Source organism: Nesterenkonia cremea, assembly GCF_014642675.1.
Lineage (GTDB): Bacteria > Actinomycetota > Actinomycetes > Actinomycetales > Micrococcaceae > Nesterenkonia > Nesterenkonia cremea.
The window spans coordinates 101,593-123,246 of the sequence record NZ_BMIS01000006.1 but is presented as its reverse complement, the minus strand read 5'-3'; the positions used below and the strand labels follow the sequence as shown (position 1 = coordinate 123,246).

Below are 21,654 nucleotides of genomic sequence, written 5' to 3'. Positions count from 1 at the left end.
ACTAAGTGTGTGTTTGTTTGGGGAAATCAGGCGGGAATGAGCTGGGTGCTCACTCGCCGCGGCTCTTCTCGATGATCTCCTCTGCCACAGCCTTCGGCACCTCAGCATAGGAGTCGAAGGTCATGGTGAAGACGGCACGTCCCTGAGTGCGCGAACGCAGCTCACCGATGTAGCCGAACATCTCCGACAGCGGCACAGAGGCCTTGACGACCTTCACGCCTGCCGCGTCCTCCATGGACTGGATGTGACCGCGGCGGGAGTTCAGGTCACCGATGACGTCGCCCATGTACTCCTCGGGAGTACGGACCTCGACGGCCATGGTGGGCTCGAGCAGCACCGGCTTGGCGCGCCTCGCACCCTCCTTGAAGGCCTGCGAGCCGGCGAGTTTGAACGCCATCTCGGAGGAGTCGACGTCGTGGTACTGGCCATCCTTCAGGGTGGCCTTGACACCGACCAGCGGGTAGCCGGCCAGGATGCCCAGCTGCATGGCGTCCTGGATGCCGGCATCCACGGACGGGATGTACTCGCGCGGGATGCGGCCGCCGGTGACGGCATTCTCGAACTCGTACATCTCCTCGTCGGCGGCGTCCACGTCCAGGGGCTCGAAGTCGAGGATCACCTTTGCGAACTGACCGGAGCCACCGGTCTGCTTCTTGTGGGTGTAGTCGACGCTCTCGACCTTCTGGCGGATGGTCTCGCGGTAGGCCACCTGCGGCTTGCCGACGTTGGCCTCCACCTTGAACTCGCGCTTCATGCGGTCCACGAAGACGTCGAGGTGCAGCTCGCCCATACCGCCGATGACGGTCTGGCCGGTCTCCTCGTCCAGGGAGACGGTGAAGGTCGGGTCCTCGGCCACGAGCTTCTGGATGGCGGTGGACAGCTTCTCCTGGTCGCCCTTGGACTTCGGCTCGATGGCCACGTTGATGACCGGCTCCGGGAAGCTCATGGACTCCAGGACGATCGGCTCTTCGAGGTTGGAGAGGGTGTCGCCGGTGGTGACGTCCTTCAGACCGATCACCGCGTAGATGTGGCCCGCCTGGACCTCCTCCACCGGGTTCTCCTTGTTGGCGTGCATCTGGAAGAGCTTTCCGATGCGCTCCTTCTTGCCCTTGGTGGAGTTCAGGATCTGCGTACCCGAGGACAGGTGGCCCGAGTAGACGCGGATGAAGGTCAGCTGGCCGAAGAACGGGTGGGACGCGATCTTGAAGACCAGTGCCGAGAACGGATCCTGCTTGGAGGGCTTACGGGTGCGGATCTCTTCCTCGTCGCCCGGCTTGTGGCCCTCCATGGAGGAGATGTCTGCCGGGGAAGGCAGGAAGTCCACGACGGCGTCGAGCATCGGCTGCACACCGCGGTTCTTGAAGGCGGAGCCGCAGAACACGGGGTAGGCCTCGCCGGCGACGGTCAGGTCACGGATGCCCTTCTTGAGCTCGTCGATGGTGAGCTCCTCGCCGTTGAGGTACTTCTCCATGAGCTCCTCGTCGGCCTCTGCGACGTTCTCGATGAGCTCGTTGCGGTACTCCTCGGCGCGCTCCTTGAGGTCCTCCGGGATCTCCTGGGTCTCGTAGGCAGCGCCCATGGTCACGTCGCCCTTGGCGTCGCCGGGCCACACGAGAGCCTTCATGGAGAGCAGGTCCACGACGCCGACGAAGTCGGACTCGGAGCCGATCGGCAGCTGCATCACCAGCGGCTTGGCGCCGAGGCGCTCCTTGATGGTGTCCAGGGTGAAGTAGAAGTCAGCGCCCAGCTTGTCCATCTTGTTGACGAAACAGATGCGCGGGACGTTGTACTTATCGGCCTGGCGCCACACAGTCTCGGACTGCGGCTCCACACCCTCCTTGGCGTCGAAGACGGCGACGGCGCCGTCGAGCACGCGCAGGGAGCGCTCGACCTCGACGGTGAAGTCGACGTGGCCGGGGGTGTCGATGATGTTGATCTGGTTGTTCTCCCAGAAGCAGGTCACCGCGGCGGAGGTGATGGTGATGCCGCGCTCCTTCTCCTGCTCCATCCAGTCCGTCGTCGAGGCACCATCGTGAGTCTCACCGATCTTGTGGTTCAGGCCGGTGTAGAACAGGATGCGTTCGGTGGTGGTGGTCTTACCGGCATCGATGTGAGCCATGATGCCGATGTTGCGGACCTTGTTCAGGTCGGTGAGCACGTCTTGTGCCACGGTGAATCCCCTTAGATAAGCGGTTTTTCTCGGTCTTCAGGTTACTCCGACGAGGTCCTGACGGCCTAGACAGGTCGCCAGGGGTCTCTGATCCTCCGATGCCCGTGCCGAGCTGAGCAGCTCGGCACGGGCATCGATGGGACTACCAGCGGTAGTGGGCGAAGGCCTTGTTGGACTCGGCCATCTTGTGAGTGTCCTCGCGGCGCTTCACAGCGGCACCCAGGCCGTTGGAGGCGTCGAGGATCTCGTTCATCAGACGGTCGGTCATCGTCTTCTCGCGGCGGTCCTTGGAGTAGCCGACCAGCCAGCGCAGAGCCAGCGCGGTGGCGCGGCCCGGCTTGACCTCGACGGGCACCTGGTAGGTGGCACCGCCGACGCGGCGGGAGCGCACCTCGAGAGCGGGACGGATGTTGTCCATCGCAGTCTTGAGAGTGTCGACAGCGTTCTCGCCGGTCTTCTGAGCCACACCGTTGAGTGCGCCGTAGACGATGCGCTCAGCAGTGGACTTCTTGCCGTCGACGAGCACCTTGTTGATCAGCTGAGTGACCAGCGGGGAGCCGTGTACGGGGTCCTGGACGAGAGGGCGCTTAGGAGCGGGTCCCTTACGAGGCATTACTTCTTCTCCTTCTTCGCACCGTAGCGGGAGCGGGCCTGGCCACGGCCCTTGACACCCTGGGTGTCGAGGGCGCCGCGGACGATCTTGTAACGGACACCGGGAAGATCCTTCACACGGCCGCCGCGCACGAGCACGATGGAGTGCTCCTGCAGGTTGTGACCCTCGCCCGGGATGTAGGCGGTGACCTCAACGCCGCCGCCGAGGCGCACACGGGCGACCTTACGGAGAGCGGAGTTCGGCTTCTTGGGGGTCGTGGTGTACACGCGGGTGCACACGCCACGACGCATCGGGGAACCCTGCAGAGCAGGGGTGGCGTTCTTTGCGCGCTTGGGCGAACGGCCCTTGCGCACCAGCTGCTGAATAGTAGGCACTATGCGTTCTCCATACGTGGTTCAGGGGTGATGTTCGAGGCCGGGCCTCTGGCAGTCTCCCGCGGGCGATCAGTTCTCACACACTCCGCGGGAAGGGCCCCTAGGCGTGCAAAAATGTGGCATTCGTTGCGCAACTTCCCCGCAACCCGGACCGAGTCCCTCTGCCACACAGAAACAATCGAATCAACTGTAGCAGGTACCGGCGCGTCACGCCAGGGGCAGCGTCGGAGGTGGGGTCCGGGGCCGGTGCTGCGGATCCCGTCCTCGCGGCGCTACTCGTCCAGGGCGGGGCGGGCAGTGATGGGGACCTGCAGGTTCGGGAGGCCGAAGCCCAGGTCCTGCTCGATGATGCGCATCAGCGTCTCCCCCGGACGCGCGAAGGCCCGGGCCCCTTGTCGGGACCCGGACCTTCGTCAGACCTCGGTCAGGCCTTCACGGTGATCAGCTGATCACCGGAAGTCGACGTCGGTGTTGTAGTCATCCAGCGGGATGGCGTGGAACTCGCCCTCGCCCTCCGCCCCGGCGTAGTCGAAGCTCGAACCGTAGAGGCTCGGACCGGTGAACAGGTTGGCCTTCGCCTCCTCGGTCGGCTCCACGCTGGACTGCGTGTAGCGGTCCAGACCGGTGCCGGCCGGGATGAGCTTACCGATGATCACGTTCTCCTTCAGGCCCAGCAGCGGATCGGACTTGCCCTCCATCGCTGCCTGGGTGAGGACTCGGGTGGTCTCCTGGAAGGAGGCCGCCGAGAGCCAGGAGTCGGTGGCCAGCGAGGCCTTTGTGATGCCCATGAGCTCGTCACGGCCGGATGCGGGCTGCGCACCCTCGGCCACGGCCTTCCGGTTCGCCGCGGTGAAGCGGAACCGGTCGGTGAGCTCACCGGGCAGCAGGTTGGTGCCGCCGGACTCGATCACGGTGATGCGGCGCAGCATCTGACGGACGATGACCTCCACGTGCTTGTCGTGGATGCCCACACCCTGGGACTGGTAGACGTCCTGGACCTCGGAGACCAGGAACTTCTGCGCAGACCGCGGGCCGAGCACACGGAGCACCTGCTTGGGGTCCACCGCACCGGCGACCAGCTGCTGGCCGACCTCGACGTGCTCGCCATCCTCGACGAGCAGACGTGCACGGCGCAGCACCGGGTAGGCCTGCTCCTCGGAACCGTCGTCCGGGGTCAGCACCAGGCGCAGCTGCTTGTCCGCCTCCTCGATGCGCACCCGACCGGCGGTCTCCGCGATCGGAGCCACACCCTTCGGAGTACGGGCCTCGAAGAGCTCCTGAATACGGGGCAGACCCTGGGTGATGTCGTCGGCCGAGGCGATACCACCGGTGTGGAAGGTACGCATGGTCAGCTGAGTACCGGGCTCACCGATGGACTGTGCGGCGATGATGCCCACAGCCTCGCCGATGTCCACGCGCTTGCCGGTGGCCAGCGAACGGCCGTAGCACAGCGCGCAGGTCCCGACGGCGGACTCACAGGTCAGCACGGAGCGGACCTTGATCTCGGTGACGCCGGACTCGTACAGGCTCTGGATCAGCACATCGCCGACGTCGGAGCCAGCCTCAGTCAGCACAGTGCCGTCCTCGGAGGTGACGTCCACAGCCAGGGTGCGGGCGTAGGCCGAGTTCTCGACGGCGTCGTGGAGCTTGAGCTCGCCGTTCTCGTCCGCCACAGCGATCGGTACGGTGAGGCCGCGGGAGGTGCCGCAGTTCTCTTCGCGCACGATGACGTCCTGAGAGACGTCCACCAGACGACGGGTCAGGTAACCGGAGTTCGCGGTCTTCAGCGCGGTATCCGCCAGACCCTTACGGGCACCGTGGGTCGCGATGAAGTACTCCAGCACGGACAGGCCCTCGCGGTAGGAGGACTTGATGGGCCGCGGGATGATCTCGCCCTTCGGGTTGGTCACCAGGCCACGGATACCGGCGATCTGCCGGACCTGCAGCCAGTTGCCACGTGCGCCGGAGGTGACCATGCGGTTGATGGTGTTCAGACGGTCCATGCCGTCCTTCATCGCACCGGCGACCTCATCGGTGGCCTTGGACCAGATCTCGATGAGCTCGGAGCGACGCTCCTCGTCACCGATCAGACCCATGTCGTACTGGGACTGGACCTTGGCGGCCTGGTCCTCGTAGGAGTCCATGATGACCTTCTTGTCCATATCCGAGGTCACATCGCTGATCGCGACGGTGACGCCCGAACGGGTGGACCAGTAGAATCCGGCGTCCTTGAGGTTGTCCAGGGTGCGTGCGGTGTCCACAGTGGGGTAGCGCTCAGCCAGATCGTTGATCAGAGCCGAGAGCGCGCCCTTGTCCGCCGCCGAGTTCTGCCACGGGTAGTCCGCAGGCAGCAGCTCGTTGAACAGCACCTTGCCCAGCGTGGTGTCCAGAGTGACCGGAGTGCCTTCCTCCCAGCCCTCAGGTGCGGGGACCTCCTTGGAGGGCACGAAGCCCTCCACGGTGATCTTCACCGGAGCGTTGAGGTGCAGCTCGCGCAGGTCGTAGGCCATCTGAGCCTCGCCCACGGAGGAGAAGGCGCGGCCTGCGCCGGCCTCGTCCTCGCGGTCGGTGGTCAGGTGGTGCAGACCGATGATCATATCCTGCGAGGGCAGGGCCACCGGGCGACCGTCCGAGGGCTTCAGGATGTTGTTCGAGGACAGCATCAGGATGCGTGCCTCGGCCTGGGCCTCCGGGGACAGCGGCAGGTGGACTGCCATCTGGTCACCGTCGAAGTCCGCGTTGAACGCGCCGCAGACCAGCGGGTGCAGCTGCAGGGCCTTGCCCTCCACCAGCTGCGGTTCGAAGGCCTGGATGCCGAGACGGTGCAGGGTGGGTGCACGGTTCAGCAGGACGGGGTGCTCGGTGATGATCTCCTCGAGCACGTCCCAGACCTGCGGACGCTGGCGCTCCACCATCCGCTTGGCGGACTTGATGTTCTGAGCGTGGTTCAGGTCGACCAGGCGCTTCATGACGAAGGGCTTGAACAGCTCCAGAGCCATCTGCTTGGGCAGACCGCACTGGTGCAGCTCCAGCTGCGGACCGACCACGATGACCGAACGGCCCGAGTAGTCGACGCGCTTGCCGAGCAGGTTCTGACGGAATCGTCCCTGCTTGCCCTTGAGCATGTCGGAGAGCGACTTGAGCGGACGGTTGCCCGGTCCGGTGACCGGACGACCGCGACGGCCGTTGTCGAACAGCGAGTCCACAGACTCCTGGAGCATGCGCTTCTCGTTGTTGACGATGATCTCCGGCGCGCCCAGGTCCAACAGGCGCTTCAGGCGGTTGTTGCGGTTGATCACACGGCGGTACAGGTCGTTCAGGTCGGAGGTCGCGAAGCGGCCGCCGTCCAGCTGCACCATCGGGCGGATCTCCGGCGGGATCACCGGGACGGCGTCGAGCACCATGCCCTCCGGCGAGTTGCCGGTGGCCAGGAAGGCGTTGAGGACCTTCAGGCGCTTCAGGGCCCGGGTCTTCCGCTGGCCCTTGCCGTTGGCGATGATCTCGCGGAGGTTCTCGGCCTCGGCGTCCATGTCGAAGTTCTCCAGGCGCTTCTGGATCGCCTCGGCGCCCATGTAGCCCTCGAAGTACTGGCCATAGCGGGCACGCAGCTCGCGGAACAGCGCCTCATCGCCCTCCAGGTGGGAGACGGTGAGGCTCTTGAAGCGATCCCAGACCTTCTCCAGCTGCTCGATCTCGGCGTCGGCACGCTTGCGGATCTGCGCCATCTGCTTATCAGCAGTGTCGCGGGCCTTCCTCTTCTCCGCGGCCTTGGCGCCCTCGGCCTCCAGACGCTCGAGGTCGTCCTCGAGGTCCTTGGAGACCGCAGCGATGTCGGAGTCGCGGTTGTCGGCCAGGACCTTGAGCTCCTGGTCGATCTCGGCCTGCAGGTTGGGCAGGTCCTCGTGACGACGCTCCTCGTCCACGAAGGTGATCATGTAGGCGGCGAAGTAGATGACCTTCTCCAGGTCCTTCGGCGCCAGGTCAAGCAGGTAGCCCAGACGGGAGGGAACACCCTTGAAGTACCAGATGTGGGTCACCGGGGCGGCCAGCTGGACGTGGCCCATCCGGTCACGGCGGACCTTGGCACGGGTCACCTCAACGCCGCAGCGCTCACAGATGATGCCCTTGAAGCGCACGCGCTTGTACTTGCCGCAGTAGCACTCCCAGTCGCGGGAGGGACCGAAGATCTTCTCGCAGAAGAGTCCGTCCTTCTCCGGCTTCAGGGTGCGGTAGTTGATGGTCTCCGGCTTCTTGACCTCACCGTGGGACCAGCTGCGGATGTCGTCACCGGTGGCCAGACCGATGCGCATCGTTCCGAATGAGGATTCGTGGGACATAGTCCTGTATCTCTCTTTTCTCTAAAAATCGTGACGTCAGTGGAGAGCGCTGCGCGCTCAAGGAGTTCGCTCAGACCTCTTCGCGTCAGACTTCTTCGACGCTGCTGGGCTCTGCACGGGAGAGGTCGATGCCCAGCTCTTCAGCAGCGCTGAAGCCGGACTCCTCTGCGTCACGCATCGAGACTGCGCTGCCATCTGCGGAGAGGACCTCCACGTTCAGGCAGAGCGACTGCATCTCCTTGATGAGGACTTTGAACGACTCCGGAACACCGGGCTCCGGGATGTTCTCGCCCTTGACGATGGCCTCGTAGACCTTCACACGGCCGTGGATGTCATCGGACTTGATGGTCAGAAGCTCCTGCAGGGTGTAGGCGGAGCCGTAGGCCTCCAGGGCCCACACCTCCATCTCACCGAACCGCTGACCGCCGAACTGTGCCTTACCGCCCAGCGGCTGCTGGGTGATCATGGAGTACGGGCCGGTGGAGCGGGCGTGGATCTTGTCGTCCACCAGGTGGTGCAGCTTCAGGATGTACATGTAGCCGACCGAGACGCCCTCGGGGAACGGCTCGCCGGAGCGGCCGTCGATGAGGTCTGCCTTGCCGTTGGGGCCCACCAGCTGCTCGCCGTCGCGGGACGGGTTGGTGGCCTCCAGGATGCCGGTCAGCTCCTCGGGCTCGGCACCGTCGAACACCGGGGTGGCGACCTTGGTCGGGCCGGTCTCGCGCGGCAGGTTCGGAAGCCCGGAGAGCCATTCGGGCTCGCCCTCGATCTTCCAGCCCTGCTTGGCGGCCCAGCCCAGGTGCAGCTCCATGACCTGGCCGATGTTCATACGGCCGGGCACACCCATGGGGTTCAGCACGACGTCCACCGGGGTTCCGTCGGGCAGGAAGGGCATGTCCTCCACCGGAAGGATCCGGGAGATGACGCCCTTGTTGCCGTGACGTCCGGCGAGCTTGTCGCCGTCGGTGATCTTACGCTTCTGAGCCACGTAGACGCGGACCAGCTGATTCACGCCCGGGGGCAGCTCGTCGCCGTCCTCGGCGTCGAAGATACGCACACCGATGACAGTGCCGGACTCGCCGTGGGGCACCTTCAGGGAGGTGTCGCGGACCTCGCGGGACTTCTCGCCGAAGATGGCGCGCAGCAGGCGCTCCTCCGGGGTCAGCTCGGTCTCACCCTTGGGAGTGACGCGGCCGACCAGGATGTCGCCGGCCTCGACCTCAGCGCCGATGTGGATGATGCCGCGCTCGTCCAGCTGGGAGAGCATCTCGTCGGAGACGTTCGGGATGTCCCGGGTGACCTCCTCGGCGCCCAGCTTGGTGTCGCGGGCGTCGACTTCGTGCTCCTCGATGTGGATGGAGGTCAGGACGTCGTCCTGGACCAGCCGCTGGGAGAGGATGATCGCATCCTCGAAGTTGTGGCCCTCCCACGACATGAAGGCGACCAGCAGGTTCTTGCCGATCGCGAGCTCGCCGGCTTCAGTGGAGGGCCCGTCGGCGATGATGCTCTGACGCTCCACGCGATCGCCTTCGGAGACGCGCACACGCTGGTTGTACCCGTTGCCCTGGTTGGAGCGCTGGAACTTCATGATCGGGAAGTGGGTCTGGGTGCCGTCGTCGTTCATGACGGTGACCAGATCTGCGGCCACCTTGGTGACCACACCCGGCTGCTCGGCGGTGACCGAGTCGCCGGAGTCGACGGCGATGAACTTCTCCATGCCGGTGCCGACCACGGGGGACTCGGACTCCAGCAGCGGCACTGCCTGACGCTGCATGTTCGCGCCCATGAGTGCACGGTTGGCGTCGTCGTGCTCGAGGAACGGGATCAGGGCAGTCGCCGCCGACACCATCTGGCGCGGGGAGACGTCCATGTAGTCGATCTCCTCGGCGACGGTGAGCACGGGCTCACCCTCACCGCCGCGCTGACGGCACAGCACGGTCTCCTCGACGAAGCTGCCGTCCTCGTTCAGCGGCGCGTTGGCCTGAGCGATCTGGGCGGCCAGCTCGTCGTCGGCGGTGAGGTACTCGATCTCCTCAGTGACCTTGCCGTCGACGACCTTGCGATAGGGGGTCTCGATGAAGCCGAAGGCGTTGATGCGTCCATAGGTCGCCAGCGAGCCGATCAGACCGATGTTCGGACCCTCAGGGGTCTCGATCGGGCACATACGCCCGTAGTGCGACGGGTGGACGTCTCGGACCTCCATGCCGGCGCGGTCACGGGAGAGACCGCCCGGGCCCAGCGCGGAGAGACGGCGCTTATGCGTCAGGCCGGCCAGCGGGTTGTTCTGGTCCATGAACTGGGACAGCTGGGAGGTTCCGAAGAACTCCTTGATGCTGGCCACCACGGGACGGATGTTGATCAGAGTCTGCGGGGTGATGGCCTCCACGTCCTGGGTGGTCATGCGCTCACGCACGACGCGCTCCATACGGGACAGACCGGTGCGGACCTGGTTCTCGATCAGCTCGCCCACGGCGCGGATGCGGCGGTTGCCGAAGTGATCGATGTCGTCCACGTTGATGGACAGCTCGATCTCCTCGCCGTCGCGCACGCCCTTGATGGTCTCCTCGCCTGCGTGCAGAGCGCACAGGTAGTGGATCATCGCGGTGATGTCCTCTTCGGTGAGGACGGAGGCGTCGGAGTCGGTGAAGTCCTTGTCCACGCCCAGCTTGCGGTTCAGCTTGTAGCGGCCGACCTTGGCGAGGTCGTAGCGCTTGGGGGTGAAGTACAGACCCTTCAGCAGCTGCTCGGCGGCCTCGACCGTCGGCGGCTCGCCCGGACGCAGCTTGCGGTAGATGTCCAACAGGGCGTCGTCCTGGGACTCGAAGGTGTCCTTCTCCAGGGTGGCGCGGATGGAGTCGTAGGTGCCGAACTCCTCCAGGATCCGGGACTCGGTCCAGCCCAGAGCCTTCAGCAGCGCGGTGACCGGCTGCTTGCGCTTACGGTCCAGACGCACCCCGACCTGATCGCGCTTATCGATCTCCAGCTCGAACCATGCACCTCGGGAAGGGATGACCTTGGCGGTGTAGATGTCCTTGTCGCTGGTCTTGTCAGGGCTGCGCTCGAAGTAGGCGCCCGGGGAGCGGACCAGCTGGGAGACGACCACACGCTCAGTGCCGTTGATGATGAAGGTGCCGCGGTCGGTCATGAGCGGGAAATCGCCCATGAAGACCGTCTGCTGCTTGATCTCACCGGTGTTGTGGTTCATGAACTCGGCCTTGACGTACAGCGGAGCGGCGTAGGTGGTGTCCCGCTCCTTGCACTCCGAGACCGGCATCTTCGGGTCGGCGAACTCCGGCTCCGAGAAGCTCAGGGACATCGTGCCCTGAAAGTCCTCGATGGGGGACATCTCCTCGAAGATGTCAGCCAGGCCGGAGGTGTCGGCGACGCCCTTGACGCCCTTCTGGCGCGCCTCCTCGACACGGGCGGCCCAGCGCTCGTTGCCGACGAGGCGGTCGAAGGAGTCGATCTGCAGAGCCAGCAGCTCCGGGACATCGAGGGGCTCGTGGATCTTTGCGAATGAGAGTCGGCCGGCGTATTCAGCAGTACGGGCCGAAGCAGCGGTTTGAGTTGAGGTGCTCGAGGCGACCAAGAGGGATCCTTCCACAGACCTTCGTAGCTTCCGTAGGAAATGCGCTCACACCAGGATGCCCACCGCTATTTGAAGGCACGAAAGTAGAGGGGAAGCGCAAAGGTACAGACTATACGAGAGCCGGCGATCTTAGCAAGCCCTGGGCTGCCTGTGAAAGACGACACGACGAGAGTACACGATCCTGGCCCCGCTGAGCATGCTCGCCGCGGGCGCGAGGCGCTCATCAGGCCTGCTGCCGCAGCTGCTCGACATAGCCGGCGACCAGCCCGGCCATGTCCACCGCGGGATCGTGCAGCCACTGCGCCTGGGCGCCGTCGGCCAAGGCCATCAGCGTCCGCGCCACCGCCTCCGGGTCCAGGTCAGCAGGCATCCGACCCTGCCGCTGCTCGGCGCTGATCGCCTGGACCAGACCCTGGCGCACCCGCTGCTGACGCTGCCGGAAATACTCCGCGGCCACATGGGAGGAGTCAGCCGCCTCCGCCTGCAGCCGCACGTAGAGATGCACCAGCCCGGGGACCACAGCGTTGCGGCGGATGATGTTCAGGAAGCGATCGACGCCGATGTCCTCCTGCCGCCCAGCCGGGGCTCCCCCAGCCTCGCCTTCGTCAGACCCAGCCTCCTCTTCTCCAGGCCCAGCTTCGCCGACTTCAGCCAGGCCGGCGTCCACCTCATCGCGGGCGCGCAGGACCTCCACGAAGAGCTCCTCCTTGGTGCCGAAGTGGTGCAGCAGCCCGGCCTGGCTGAGCCCCACCCGCTCGGCCAGCTCCCGCACGGAGGCGCTGGAGTAGCCGGTGCGGACGATGACCTCCAGAGCGGTGCGCAGAATCTCGCGCCGCCTGCTCAGCCCTTTGGCATAGGGACCCCGTCTCGCCATGCCGAGGAGTCTATCCAGGCCTCTTGTCCATGAAAACCGAGTGACATACAGTTTTCGCTGAGAGGGCCGTACGGACTCCGTTCCGCCGGCTCCCCATCCACGCCGACGACGCCGACGGAGGACCTCGTGTCTGCTGACCCCACTTCCGCTGAGAACCGCTCCCCCGACTTCGCATCCGCCGATCCCGCCGAGATGGTGGCCGGCCTGAGCCTTGAGCAGAAGGCCGACCTGGTCACTGGGGACACCTTCTGGACCACGGCAGGCATCCCCCGGTCGGGCAGGGCCCCAGAGATCCCTTCGATCATGCTGGCCGACGGCCCCCACGGGCTGCGCAGACAGGTCGCAGCCGCCGACCACCTGGGCCTGGAGCAGAGCGTGCCGGCCACCTGCTTTCCGCCGGCCGTGGCGCTGGGCTCCGCCTTCGACCGTGACCTCGCCCACCGCGTGGGCGCAGCCATCGCATCGGAGGCGCGCGCCGAAGGGGTCGGCGTCGTGCTGGGCCCGGGGCTGAACATCAAGCGTTCCCCGCTGTGCGGACGGAACTTCGAGTATCTCTCCGAGGATCCGCTGGTCTCCGGGGAGATGGCCGCTGCACTCACTCAGGGGATCCAGAGCCGCGGTGTCGGCGCCTCGCTGAAGCATTTCGCGGCGAACAATCAGGAGCATGACCGGATGCGCAGCTCCAGCGATGTGGATGCCCGGCCGCTGCGGGAGATCTATCTGCGCGGCTTCGAGCGAGCAGTGAAGCAGGCGCGGCCGTGGACGGTGATGAGCGCCTATAACCGGATCAACGGGGTCTCAGCCTCGGAGAACCGCTGGCTGCTCACCGAGGTGCTGCGCGAGGACTGGAGCTTCGAGGGACTGGTGGTCTCCGACTGGTTCGCCGTGGCCGACCGCGCACAAGCGCTGCAGGCAGGCCTGGACCTGGAGATGCCCACCACCGGCGGAGTGAGCCAGCAGCATGTGCTGGAGGCGGTGCGCTCCGGCGAGCTGGAGGAGACGGCACTGGACGACTGCGCGGAGCGCGTCATTCGGCTGATCCAGCAGGTGCTGCGCGGGGCTGAGGCCGGGGCTGAAGCCGACGACGCCGGTTCCCCCGCCTCCGCCGACGCCGCTGCGAGCGCAGGCGCCCACCACGAGTTGGCCCGGGAGGCCGCCGCGCGCTCCGCTGTGCTGCTGAAGAACGAGGGGCAGCTGCTGCCGCTGCACCCGCAGAGCTCCGTGGCGGTGATCGGCGAGTTCGCGCGCCGTCCGCGGTTCCAGGGAGCGGGCAGCTCGCAGATCAATCCGATCCGCGTGGAGGACGCCTACAGCGCCATCGCTGAGGTTGCCGAGGGCCCGGTGAGCTTCGCCCCCGGCTTCGCCCTCCCCGGGGAGGAGCCCGACGGCAGCCCAGAGGAATCCGACCCAGCCGGGCTCCGCGAGGAGGCCGCGGAGGCGGCGTCCAGCGCCGACGTCGCCGTCGTCTTCCTGGGGCTGCCCGCGGAGGAGGAGTCCGAGGGCTTCGACCGGGCGCACCTCGATCTTCCTGCCGAACAGCTGGAGCTGTTGGACGCGGTGCTCGCCGCGAATCCCAGCACCGCGGTGGTGCTCTCCCATGGCGGCGTCGTGGCGCTGCCCTTCGCCCACCGCGTTCCGGCCATTCTGGATGCCTGGCTGCTGGGCCAGGCCGGCGGGTCAGCCACGGCTGATCTGCTCTTCGGCGCGGCGAACCCCTCCGGCCGGCTGACCGAGACCATTCCGCTGCGCCTGGCGGACACTCCCGCCTATCTGGACTTCCCCGGGGAGCACGGGCACGTGCGCTACGGCGAAGGCATCTTCGTGGGCTACCGCTGGTATGACGCCCGGCAGATGGAGGTGGCCTTCCCGTTCGGGCACGGACTGAGCTACACCCAGTTCGAGTACGCGGATCTGCAGGTCGAGGCCGACGACGCCGGACTGCAGCTGCGCGTCACGGTCACCAACACCGGCGAGCGCAGCGGCCGGGAGGTCGTCCAGGCCTACGCGAGCCGCCCGGAGTCCTCGGTGGCGCGGCCTCCGCGGGAGCTGAAGGCCTTCGCCTCAGTGGAGCTCGCTGCGGGGGAGTCTCAGGCTGTGGAGCTGAGCGTCCCGCGGCAGGACCTCGCCCACTGGGACATCCGCCTGGAGGACTGGGCGGTGGAGGGCGGCCGCCATGTGGTGGCGGTGGGCGCCAGCTCCCGGGATCTGCGCCTGGAGACCTCCGTGGAGCTTCCCGAGGATGAGATCGCGCTGCCGCTGAGCGAGGAGTCCACCTTGGACGATGCCCTGGCCCATCCGGTCACCGGCCCGATGATCCGTTCCCAGCTGGAGCAGGCAGCAGGCGCCGACACCTCCGTCTTCAGCGCCGAGGGGACGCTGCGGATGATGAAGTCCTTCCCGCTGGGCCGGATCAGCAGCTTCGGCAACTCCGGGCTGGACGCCCAGAAGGCCCAGGAGCTCATCGCCCTGACCCAGAAGGACTGAACGTGCCGGCCTCGGGCCAGATGGGCTGAGTTCCGGAGGCCGAGTCCGACGACGCCGGCCGCTGCCCTCAGCCCTTCACCGCACCGGCGGTCAACCCTCCGACGATGTACCGCTGCAGCGCCAGGAAGAGGATCAGCACCGGAGCCGCTGAAATCACCGCCCCTGCCGCGAACAGCCCCCAGTTGGCGTCGAGCTCACCCGCCACCCAGCTGTAGAGGCCCACGGCCAGGGTCCAGCGCTCCTCGGAGACCAGGATCAGCCGGGCCAGCACGAAGTCGGAGAAGGTCGCGATGAAGGCCAGCAGCCCGACCACGGCGAGCACGGGCCGCACCAGGGGCAGGATGATCGTCCAGTAGATCTGGGCATGGCTCGCGCCGTCAATCCTGGCCGCCTCGTCCAGATCCCGGGGGATGGTGTTGAAGAATCCGTAGATCAGGAAGGTGTTCACGCCCAGCGCTCCGCCGAGGTAGACGAAGATCAGCGCCAGCTGACTGTTGAGCCCCAGCACCGGGACCACCTCGCGCAGCCCCAGGACCAGGATGAAGATCGCCACGAAGGCCAGCACCTGCGGGAACATCTGCAGCACCAGCAGCGTGGCCAGCCCCGCGCGCCGCCCGGTGAAGCGGAAGCGGGAGAAGGCATAGGCCGCGGCCGCACCCATGAGCACCGTCCCGACGGCGGTCACCAGCCCGATCACCAACGTGTTGACCACCCAGGTCCAGAAGTACGTGTCCCCCAGTCCTGCGTAGTGGCTGAAGGTGATGGTGCGGAAGAGCTCGTTGGAACCGGTCAGGGTTCCGCGCTCGGCCAGGGAGGCGGAGACGATGTAGATGATCGGGAAGACCGCGACGGCCGAGGCGATCACCGCCACCAGATGGCGCCAGCCCAGCTCCGCGAACCAGCGTGCGACGCCGCTGCGGCCCGATCGCCCGTGAGCAGACAGTGTGTTCTCAGACATCAGTTGATCTCCTCCAGGGATCGGGTCCGGCGGAAGCTGATCACCGCGATGACCGTGACGATCAGGAAGATCACCAGCGACATCGCTGCGGCCAGGCCGTAGTCGGTGGCCTGCCCGCTGGCCAGCCCCGAGATCTTGAAGACCATGGTGATCAGGATGTCGGTGTGGCCCACCGGAGCCTCCACGCCCTCCATCCGCGGACCACCCCCGGTGAGCATGTAGACCAGGTTGAAGTTGTTGAAGTTGAAGGCGAAGGTCGCGATGAGCAGAGGCGCGGTGGGGACCATCAGCATGGGCAGGGTGACCGACCACCAGCGGCGCAGCGCCCCGGCGCCGTCGATGGACGCCGCCTCCAGGGTGTCCTTGGGGATGGACTGCAGGGCGCCCATGCAGACCAGGAACATATAGGGGAAGCCCAGCCACGTGTTGACCAGGATGACGGAGAGCTTGGCCAGCCAGGGATCGGTCAGCCAGGGGATCGAGGCCCCGCCCAGCAGCACCTCGTTGATGAAGCCGAAGCGTTCGTTGAGCATGCCGGCGAACAGCAGCGCGGAGAGGAAGCCGGGGAAGGCATAGGGCAGGATCACCAGCACCCGGTAGATCCTCCGACCCCGCAGCCGCTCGTGCTGGAAGGCGATGGCCAGGAACATGCCCACCAGGTAGGTCAGCACCACCGAGGCCAGGGCGAAGACGAAGGTCCAGGCCAGCACCTCGAAGAACGGCCCGGCGGTCTGGGTGTCGGCGATGCCGGTGACGAAGTTGTCGAAGCCGACGAACACCCGCCATCCCACGGCCAGCTCCGTGCCGTCCTCGGCGGCGAAGAGCCCCTCCTCCGTGGGCGAGTAGACCGTCCCGTCCTCCACATGGGTCAGGGTCTCGGCCTCCTCGTCATAGACCAGGGTCTGCTCATAGACATGGGCGGTGCGCCCGTCCTGGGTCAGCAGCGCTCCCTCGGCCTCATCCTCGCCGAAGGGCACCCGCAGCTCCGCTATCTCGGTCTGCCGGTCCAGGACCTCCTCGCGGTCCAGCACCTGGTAGCCGGGCACAGAGGTGACCTGATCGCCGTCGACCTCGGCGCCCTCCGCCGGCCGCAGCGGCTGCTCGGCGGTGCCCACCAGCACGTCGGAGTCCACGACGACGGCGAAGCCCAGCTCCTCCTCGCCCAGCAGTCCGCCGTCCTCGCCCTCCGGCAGCACGACGGCGACCGGGTAGGACTCGCTGCCCTCCACCCGCTGTTCGTTCTGGGCCACGAGCTGATCGGCCGCGTCCTGCTGGGAGCCGATATGCCCGGTGCCGTAGTTGGTGAAGGCGATGCCGGCGGTGTAGAGGACCACGAAGACCTGATAGACCAGCAAGAACGCGAAGCCGGGGAGGATGTACTTCAGCGGCAGGGCCCGCCGGGAGAAGTAGACCCAGTCGGCCGCGACCAGCAGGACCGCCATCCCGGCCAGGATCCCCCAGCTCTGGGCCTGGGCCGCAGAGAGGATGATCATCACGCCGACGGCGTTGATGACCGCCATGACGGCCAGCTTCACCCAGAAGCCGCGGCCGTAGCCGGCATGTGACGTCCCTGCTGTCTGCCTCACTGCTGTCCCCTCAGTCGTCGGGCTGCGCTCAGTCATCGAGCTGCGATTGGATGGTGTCCACGGTCTGCTCCCATGTCACGGCCGGGTCCTGGCTGCGCCCGTCCACGATCTGCGCATGGGCCACGCCCCAGTAGTCGAAGACGATGGCCATCTCCGGGATCCCGGGCATGGGCAGGCCCTCAGCGCCCACCTGGGCGAATCCGTCCATCCGCGGGTCCTCTGCGGCGACCTCGGCCGCGGAGAGCAGCGCAGGCGTGCGCCCGCCGGCCTCGAACATGGACACCTGCGCCTCATGGCTGGCCAGATAGTCGGTCACCAGTTCGGTGGCCAGCAGCGGACTCTCCGTCTGGGAGGAGATGTAGAAGCCCTGAGCCCCGACGAACGGCACGGCCTCCTGGTCCCCGGGGCGCGGGATGGGCTCCACGGCCACGTCCAGGTGCTCCACCTCCGGCAGCGCCCACGGCCCGGAGATCAGGTACGGGGACTCCCCGTTGGCGAAGGCCTCCTGGGCGATGTCGAAGGTGACCGTGGTGTCCAGCACCCCGGCCTCGCCCTGGGTCTGAAGCCACTCGGCGAACTCCGCCCCGGGCTCCCCGCCCATGGCCATCTGCGGCTCATAGCTGCCGTCCTCGGTACGCTCGAAGACCTCCGCGCCGAAGGAGGTCTGCATGGGGTACATGTTGTAGGGATCGCCCTCGGTGTCCATCTGCAGCAGGATCGGGTAGTCGGCGTCGAGCTCCTCCCCCACCTCCACGGCCTCGTCCCAGGTCTCGGGGGTCACGTCGGTCATCTCTGTGTTGCGGATCAGCGCTAGATTCTCGATCGCATAGGGGACCGCCCAGATCTGGCCCTCATAGGTGAAGGCCTCCAAGGAGACCGGCTCCATCTCCTCAGTCATCTCCCCGGGTTCGATCGGGCTGATCACCCCGTTGAGGGCCAGCTCGCCCAGCCAGTCATTGGCCCCCACGGTGATGTCGGGGCCCTCCCCGGTGGGGACCTGGGAGATGAAGTCGTTGCGGATCTCCTCATAGTTGCGCAGCACGATCTCCACCTCGACCCCGGTGTCCGCGGTGAACTGCTCGACGGCGCGGGTCACCGGCTCCTGGCGGTCGTCATCCACCCAGACGGTCAGGCTGCGGCTCTGGTCCTCCAGCGCCACACCGTCCCCAGCACAGCTGGAGAGGGCGAGCAGCGCAGCGGCGGCGGATGCGGCGACGATTCCTCGTTGCATCAGGACTCCCGGAGTCGAGGGCGGTCAGGTCGATCGGCGCAGTGGCGCTGATCACATTGAGCCGACCATAGCACCGCCCGGAATCCTTGTGCAAAATTTTTCAGAAACTTTCGTGCAACGTGTGCAGCCTCTAAGCTGATCCCGACCGAAGGAGATCTATGCGCCTCACCGACATCGCCGCACGGGCAGGTGTCTCCACCGCCACCGTCTCCCGCGTGCTCAACGGGCGCCCCGGCGTCGGGGAGGAGACCAGAGCTGCGGTGATGACCGCCGTGGAGGAGCTGGGCTACACCCGCGCGGAGGCCGGACGGCCGCGCCACCGCCCCACCGGGCTGATCGGCTTGATCGTGGGAGAGATGTCCAACCCGATCTTCCCCGCCTTCGCCCAGGGGATCGAGCATGCCGCGGCAGGAGCCGGCTATACCCAGCTGCTGTGCACCGGCTCCCCCGGCGGGATCAGCGAGCACGACTATCTGGACATGCTCCAGCGTCACCAGGTGGACGGGATCGTCATCGTCTCCGGACAGCATTCGGACACCGAGGCCGACCTGAGCCGCTACCGGCAGCTGGACGACCTGAGCATCCCGCTGGTGGTCATCAACGGAACCCAGGAGGAGATCCGGGTACCGGCGCTCTCCACCGACGAGCACGCCGCCATGGACCTGGCCGTACGGCACCTGGCCACCCAGGGGCACCGGCGGATCGGGCTGGCCACCGGGCCCACCCAGTTCGTGCCCACCCTGCGCAAGATCGAAGGCTTCCAGACCGCCGTCGCGCGCCACCTGCCCCAGGATCCCGACGGCGGGGAGCTGGCGAACTCGCTGTTCACCCTGGAAGGCGGCGTCGCCGCGGGAGGCGACCTGATCCAGCGGGGCTGCACCGCCGTGGTCTGCGGCTCCGACGTCATGGCCCTGGGAGTGATCCGGGCGGCCCGCTCCGCCGGGCTTCAGGTGCCCCGGGACCTCTCCGTGATGGGCTTCGACGACTCCGGCATGGTCGCCTTCACCGACCCCCCGCTGACCACGCTGCGCCAACCGGTGGACGCGCTATGCCGCTCCGCCATGGCCACCCTGCTGCGGCAGATCCAGAACAGCCCAGCTGAGGCGCCGCAGCCCGCCGCCGCAGAGCTGCTCTTCGAACCAGAGCTGGTGGTGCGCGGCTCCACCGCTGCGGCCCCCACCGACTGAGACCCGTACCGACCCCTCACCCACAGGAGCGATATGTCCCCCCTGCCCGACGCTGACCAGCACCTCCACCTCCAGGCACCCGAGCAGACCGAATGGTGGCGCCATGCGGTGATCTACCAGATCTACCCGCGCTCCTTCGCCGACGCCGACGGCGACGGTATGGGCGACCTGCCCGGCATCACCTCCCGCCTGGACCACCTAGCGGAGCTGGGCGTGGACGCCGTCTGGATCTCCCCCTTCTACCGCTCCCCGCAGAAGGACGCCGGCTACGACGTGGCCGACTACCGGGACATCGATCCGCTCTTCGGCACCCTGGAGGACGCCGATGCGCTGATCGCCGAGGCCCACCGCCTGGGCATCCGCGTGGTGGTGGACCTGGTGCCCAACCACACCTCTGACCAGCACGGATGGTTCCGGGCCGCCCTGGCCGCCGGACCCGGCAGCCCGGAGCGGGACCGATACATGTTCCGTGAGGGCAAGGGTCCCGGCGGAGACCAGCCGCCCAACGACTGGGAATCCATCTTCGGCGGAGCGGCCTGGACCCGGGTCCGCGAGCGCGAGGACGCCCCGGGCTCCGCCTGGGCCGAGGACGGCCAGTGGTACCTGCACCTCTTCGACACCTCCCAGCCAGACCTGAACTGGGAGAACCCCGAGGTCCGCGGCGAGTTCGACAGCATCCTGCGCTTCTGGCTGGACCGCGGCGTGGACGGCTTCCGGGTGGACGTCGCCCACGGCATGGTCAAGGCTGAGGGGCTGCCGGACTGGTCAGGCCATGTGGAGATGGTCGCCGGCACCGAGGAGACCCCCGGCGGCGATGCGGCCCGGCCCCCCGGGGACAACCCGGGCATGCCGCCCTACTTCGACCAGGACGGCGTCCACGAGATCTACCGGCACTGGCGCACCATCCTGGACGAGTATGAGGGCCAACGGATTCTGGTGGCCGAGGCATGGGTGGATCCGCTGGAGCGGCTGGCCCGCTACGTCCGCTCCGATGAGATGCACCAGGCCTTCAACTTCGCCTTCCTGACCCAGCCCTGGGAAGCCTCCGCGCTGCGCGCGACCATCGCCGAGTCCTATGCGGTCAACGATTCGGTGGACGCTCCGACCACCTGGGTGCTCTCCAACCACGACGTCGTCCGGCACGCCTCCCGGCTGGGCTTCGCCGAGGGTGCCGCCTCCGGCCCGAACAAGGGCATCGGCCCGCAGGATCCCCAGCCGGACCGGGAGCTCGGACTGCGCCGGGCCCGTGCGGCGTCGCTGCTGATGCTGGGACTGCCCGGCTCCGCCTACCTCTACCAGGGCGACGAGCTGGCGCTGCCCGAACACACCACGCTGCCCGCCGAATCCCGCGAGGACCCCACCTTCCACCGGACCGGCGGCGAAGAGCGCGGCCGCGACGGCTGCCGGGTCCCCATCCCATGGGAGGCGGGGACCCCGGCCTATGGCTTCTCCCCCACCGGAGAGTCCTGGCTGCCCCAGCCCGATGATTGGGACGCCTATGCGGTGAGCTCCCAGCGCGGCGACGCCGGCTCCACGCTGGAGCTGCACCGTCAGGCGCTGCGGCTGCGCCGGGAGTACGGCCTGGGGACCGCTTCCCTGGCCGATGAGCCTCAGCTGGCCGGTGCCGGAGGTGTGCTGGCTCTGGTGAGCAGCGACCCAGCCGGCGAGCGCCCCGACGTGCTGCTGCTGACCATCACCGGCACCGAACCGGTGGAGCTGCCGGCGGGCTGGTCCGTGGTGCTGAGCTCCGCGGCAGATGCTGCGGCCGGGAGCAGCAGCGGCACGGACGGCGTCGTGGTCCCTGCGGACACCACCGTGTGGGCCGTGCGCGGCTGAGCTGCGCCCCAGGGCACGCCACCGCCTGCCCGATGTGTTGAGGTCCCGGGAACTCCCTCCCTGAGAGGGTCAGATCCCGGGACCTCAACACATCTGGGGCCGTTCAGAGCATCAGACGATCCGCCGGCGCTCCGCCCAGCGGGTCAGCTCATGCCGCGAGGACAGCTGCAGCTTCCGCAGCCCCTTGGCGACATGGGTCTCCACCGTCTTGATCGAGATGAACAGCTCGGAGGCGATCTCCCGGTAGGTGTAGCCCCGGGCGATCAGCCGCATGACCTCTACCTCCCGGGCGGAGAGCCGGTCCAGCTCCTCATCCCGCACATCCTCGGCCAGCCCGGAGGTGCCGCAGGCGTCCAGCACGAAGCCGGCCAGCCGGGGAGAGAAGACGGCGTCGCGGCGTGATGAGGCTGTGGAA

Annotated in this window: 12 protein-coding genes and 1 pseudogene; 3 read left to right on the top strand and 10 right to left on the bottom strand. The window is 67.2% G+C overall.

Features of this window, described 5'->3' with window-relative positions; genetic code table 11:
* Nucleotides 1-49: 49 nt before the first annotated feature.
* The 6 genes from fusA to IEW85_RS08110 form a co-directional block, all read right to left on the bottom strand.
* Nucleotides 50-2,170 carry an elongation factor G gene (gene fusA / locus IEW85_RS08135; protein WP_188684512.1) on the bottom strand — a complete coding sequence of 707 codons (2,121 nt, stop codon included), beginning with the start codon at nucleotides 2,168-2,170 and terminating at the stop codon, nucleotides 50-52.
* Nucleotides 2,171-2,312: 142 nt separating this feature from the next.
* Nucleotides 2,313-2,783: a 30S ribosomal protein S7 gene (gene rpsG, locus IEW85_RS08130; protein WP_188684510.1), complete on the bottom strand. Its 471-nt coding sequence runs from the start codon at nucleotides 2,781-2,783 to the stop codon at nucleotides 2,313-2,315.
* Complete coding sequence (gene rpsL, locus IEW85_RS08125; RefSeq protein ID WP_188684508.1) at nucleotides 2,783-3,157, bottom strand: 30S ribosomal protein S12; 375 nt, start codon at nucleotides 3,155-3,157, stop codon at nucleotides 2,783-2,785. The genes rpsG and rpsL overlap by 1 nt, the downstream gene beginning before the upstream one ends.
* 449 nt (nucleotides 3,158-3,606) lie before the next feature.
* Nucleotides 3,607-7,494, bottom strand: a complete 3,888-nt coding sequence (locus IEW85_RS08120) for a DNA-directed RNA polymerase subunit beta' (RefSeq protein WP_188684505.1) — start codon at nucleotides 7,492-7,494, stop codon at nucleotides 3,607-3,609.
* An 85-nt stretch (nucleotides 7,495-7,579) separates the two neighbouring features.
* Complete coding sequence (gene rpoB, locus IEW85_RS08115; protein WP_188684503.1) at nucleotides 7,580-11,083, bottom strand: DNA-directed RNA polymerase subunit beta; 3,504 nt, start codon at nucleotides 11,081-11,083, stop codon at nucleotides 7,580-7,582.
* A 223-nt stretch (nucleotides 11,084-11,306) separates the two neighbouring features.
* A complete protein-coding gene (locus tag IEW85_RS08110) occupies nucleotides 11,307-11,957 on the bottom strand; it encodes a TetR/AcrR family transcriptional regulator (protein ID WP_188684501.1) in 651 nt (216 codons plus the stop codon).
* A gap of 192 nt (nucleotides 11,958-12,149) precedes the next feature.
* On the opposite strand from IEW85_RS08110, the gene IEW85_RS08105 reads away from it, so the two are divergent.
* Nucleotides 12,150-14,441, top strand: a complete 2,292-nt coding sequence (locus IEW85_RS08105; protein WP_188684687.1) for a beta-glucosidase family protein — start codon at nucleotides 12,150-12,152, stop codon at nucleotides 14,439-14,441.
* Between the two features lie 67 nt (nucleotides 14,442-14,508).
* Here the strand turns inward: IEW85_RS08105 and IEW85_RS08100 are convergent, their stop codons facing one another.
* From IEW85_RS08100 to IEW85_RS08090, 3 genes are read right to left on the bottom strand one after another with little or no spacing between them, the layout of a single operon-like run.
* On the bottom strand, nucleotides 14,509-15,399 hold the full coding sequence (locus IEW85_RS08100) for a sugar ABC transporter permease (RefSeq protein WP_188684499.1): 891 nt from the start codon (nucleotides 15,397-15,399) through the stop codon (nucleotides 14,509-14,511).
* Complete coding sequence (locus tag IEW85_RS08095; RefSeq protein ID WP_188684497.1) at nucleotides 15,399-17,021, bottom strand: ABC transporter permease subunit; 1,623 nt, start codon at nucleotides 17,019-17,021, stop codon at nucleotides 15,399-15,401. Before IEW85_RS08095 ends, IEW85_RS08100 begins: the two co-directional genes overlap by 1 nt.
* Nucleotides 17,014-18,216: a sugar ABC transporter substrate-binding protein gene (locus IEW85_RS08090; protein WP_188684495.1), complete on the bottom strand. Its 1,203-nt coding sequence runs from the start codon at nucleotides 18,214-18,216 to the stop codon at nucleotides 17,014-17,016. Before IEW85_RS08090 ends, IEW85_RS08095 begins: the two co-directional genes overlap by 8 nt.
* A 158-nt stretch (nucleotides 18,217-18,374) precedes the next feature.
* On the opposite strand from IEW85_RS08090, the gene IEW85_RS08085 reads away from it, so the two are divergent.
* Together IEW85_RS08085 and IEW85_RS08080 are read left to right on the top strand one after the other, a co-directional pair.
* A complete protein-coding gene (locus IEW85_RS08085) occupies nucleotides 18,375-19,403 on the top strand; it encodes a LacI family DNA-binding transcriptional regulator (RefSeq protein WP_188684493.1) in 1,029 nt (342 codons plus the stop codon).
* Nucleotides 19,404-19,436: 33 nt separating this feature from the next.
* The gene (locus IEW85_RS08080; protein ID WP_188684491.1) at nucleotides 19,437-21,239 is read left to right on the top strand and encodes a glycoside hydrolase family 13 protein; all 1,803 of its coding nucleotides are present in this window, start codon (nucleotides 19,437-19,439) and stop codon (nucleotides 21,237-21,239) included.
* 111 nt (nucleotides 21,240-21,350) lie between these two features.
* Here the strand turns inward: IEW85_RS08080 and IEW85_RS08075 are convergent.
* Nucleotides 21,351-21,632: pseudogene (locus IEW85_RS08075) on the bottom strand (response regulator transcription factor); the annotation flags it as partial.
* Nucleotides 21,633-21,654 lie beyond the last annotated feature (22 nt).

Bases quoted from the DNA above. Each gene is read 5' to 3' on its own strand.
- rpsG (WP_188684510.1), bottom strand. From the start codon at position 2,783: ATGCCTCGTAAGGGACCCGCTCCTAAGCGCCCTCTCGTCCAGGACCCC.
- IEW85_RS08120 (WP_188684505.1), bottom strand. From the start codon at position 7,494: ATGTCCCACGAATCCTCATTCGGAACGATGCGCATCGGTCTGGCCACC.
- IEW85_RS08110 (WP_188684501.1), bottom strand. From the start codon at position 11,957: ATGGCGAGACGGGGTCCCTATGCCAAAGGGCTGAGCAGGCGGCGCGAG.
- IEW85_RS08105 (WP_188684687.1), top strand. From the start codon at position 12,150: ATGGTGGCCGGCCTGAGCCTTGAGCAGAAGGCCGACCTGGTCACTGGG.
- IEW85_RS08100 (WP_188684499.1), bottom strand. From the start codon at position 15,399: ATGTCTGAGAACACACTGTCTGCTCACGGGCGATCGGGCCGCAGCGGC.
- IEW85_RS08095 (WP_188684497.1), bottom strand. From the start codon at position 17,021: ATGACTGAGCGCAGCCCGACGACTGAGGGGACAGCAGTGAGGCAGACA.
- IEW85_RS08090 (WP_188684495.1), bottom strand. From the start codon at position 18,216: ATGCAACGAGGAATCGTCGCCGCATCCGCCGCCGCTGCGCTGCTCGCC.
- IEW85_RS08085 (WP_188684493.1), top strand. From the start codon at position 18,375: ATGCGCCTCACCGACATCGCCGCACGGGCAGGTGTCTCCACCGCCACC.
- IEW85_RS08080 (WP_188684491.1), top strand. From the start codon at position 19,437: ATGTCCCCCCTGCCCGACGCTGACCAGCACCTCCACCTCCAGGCACCC.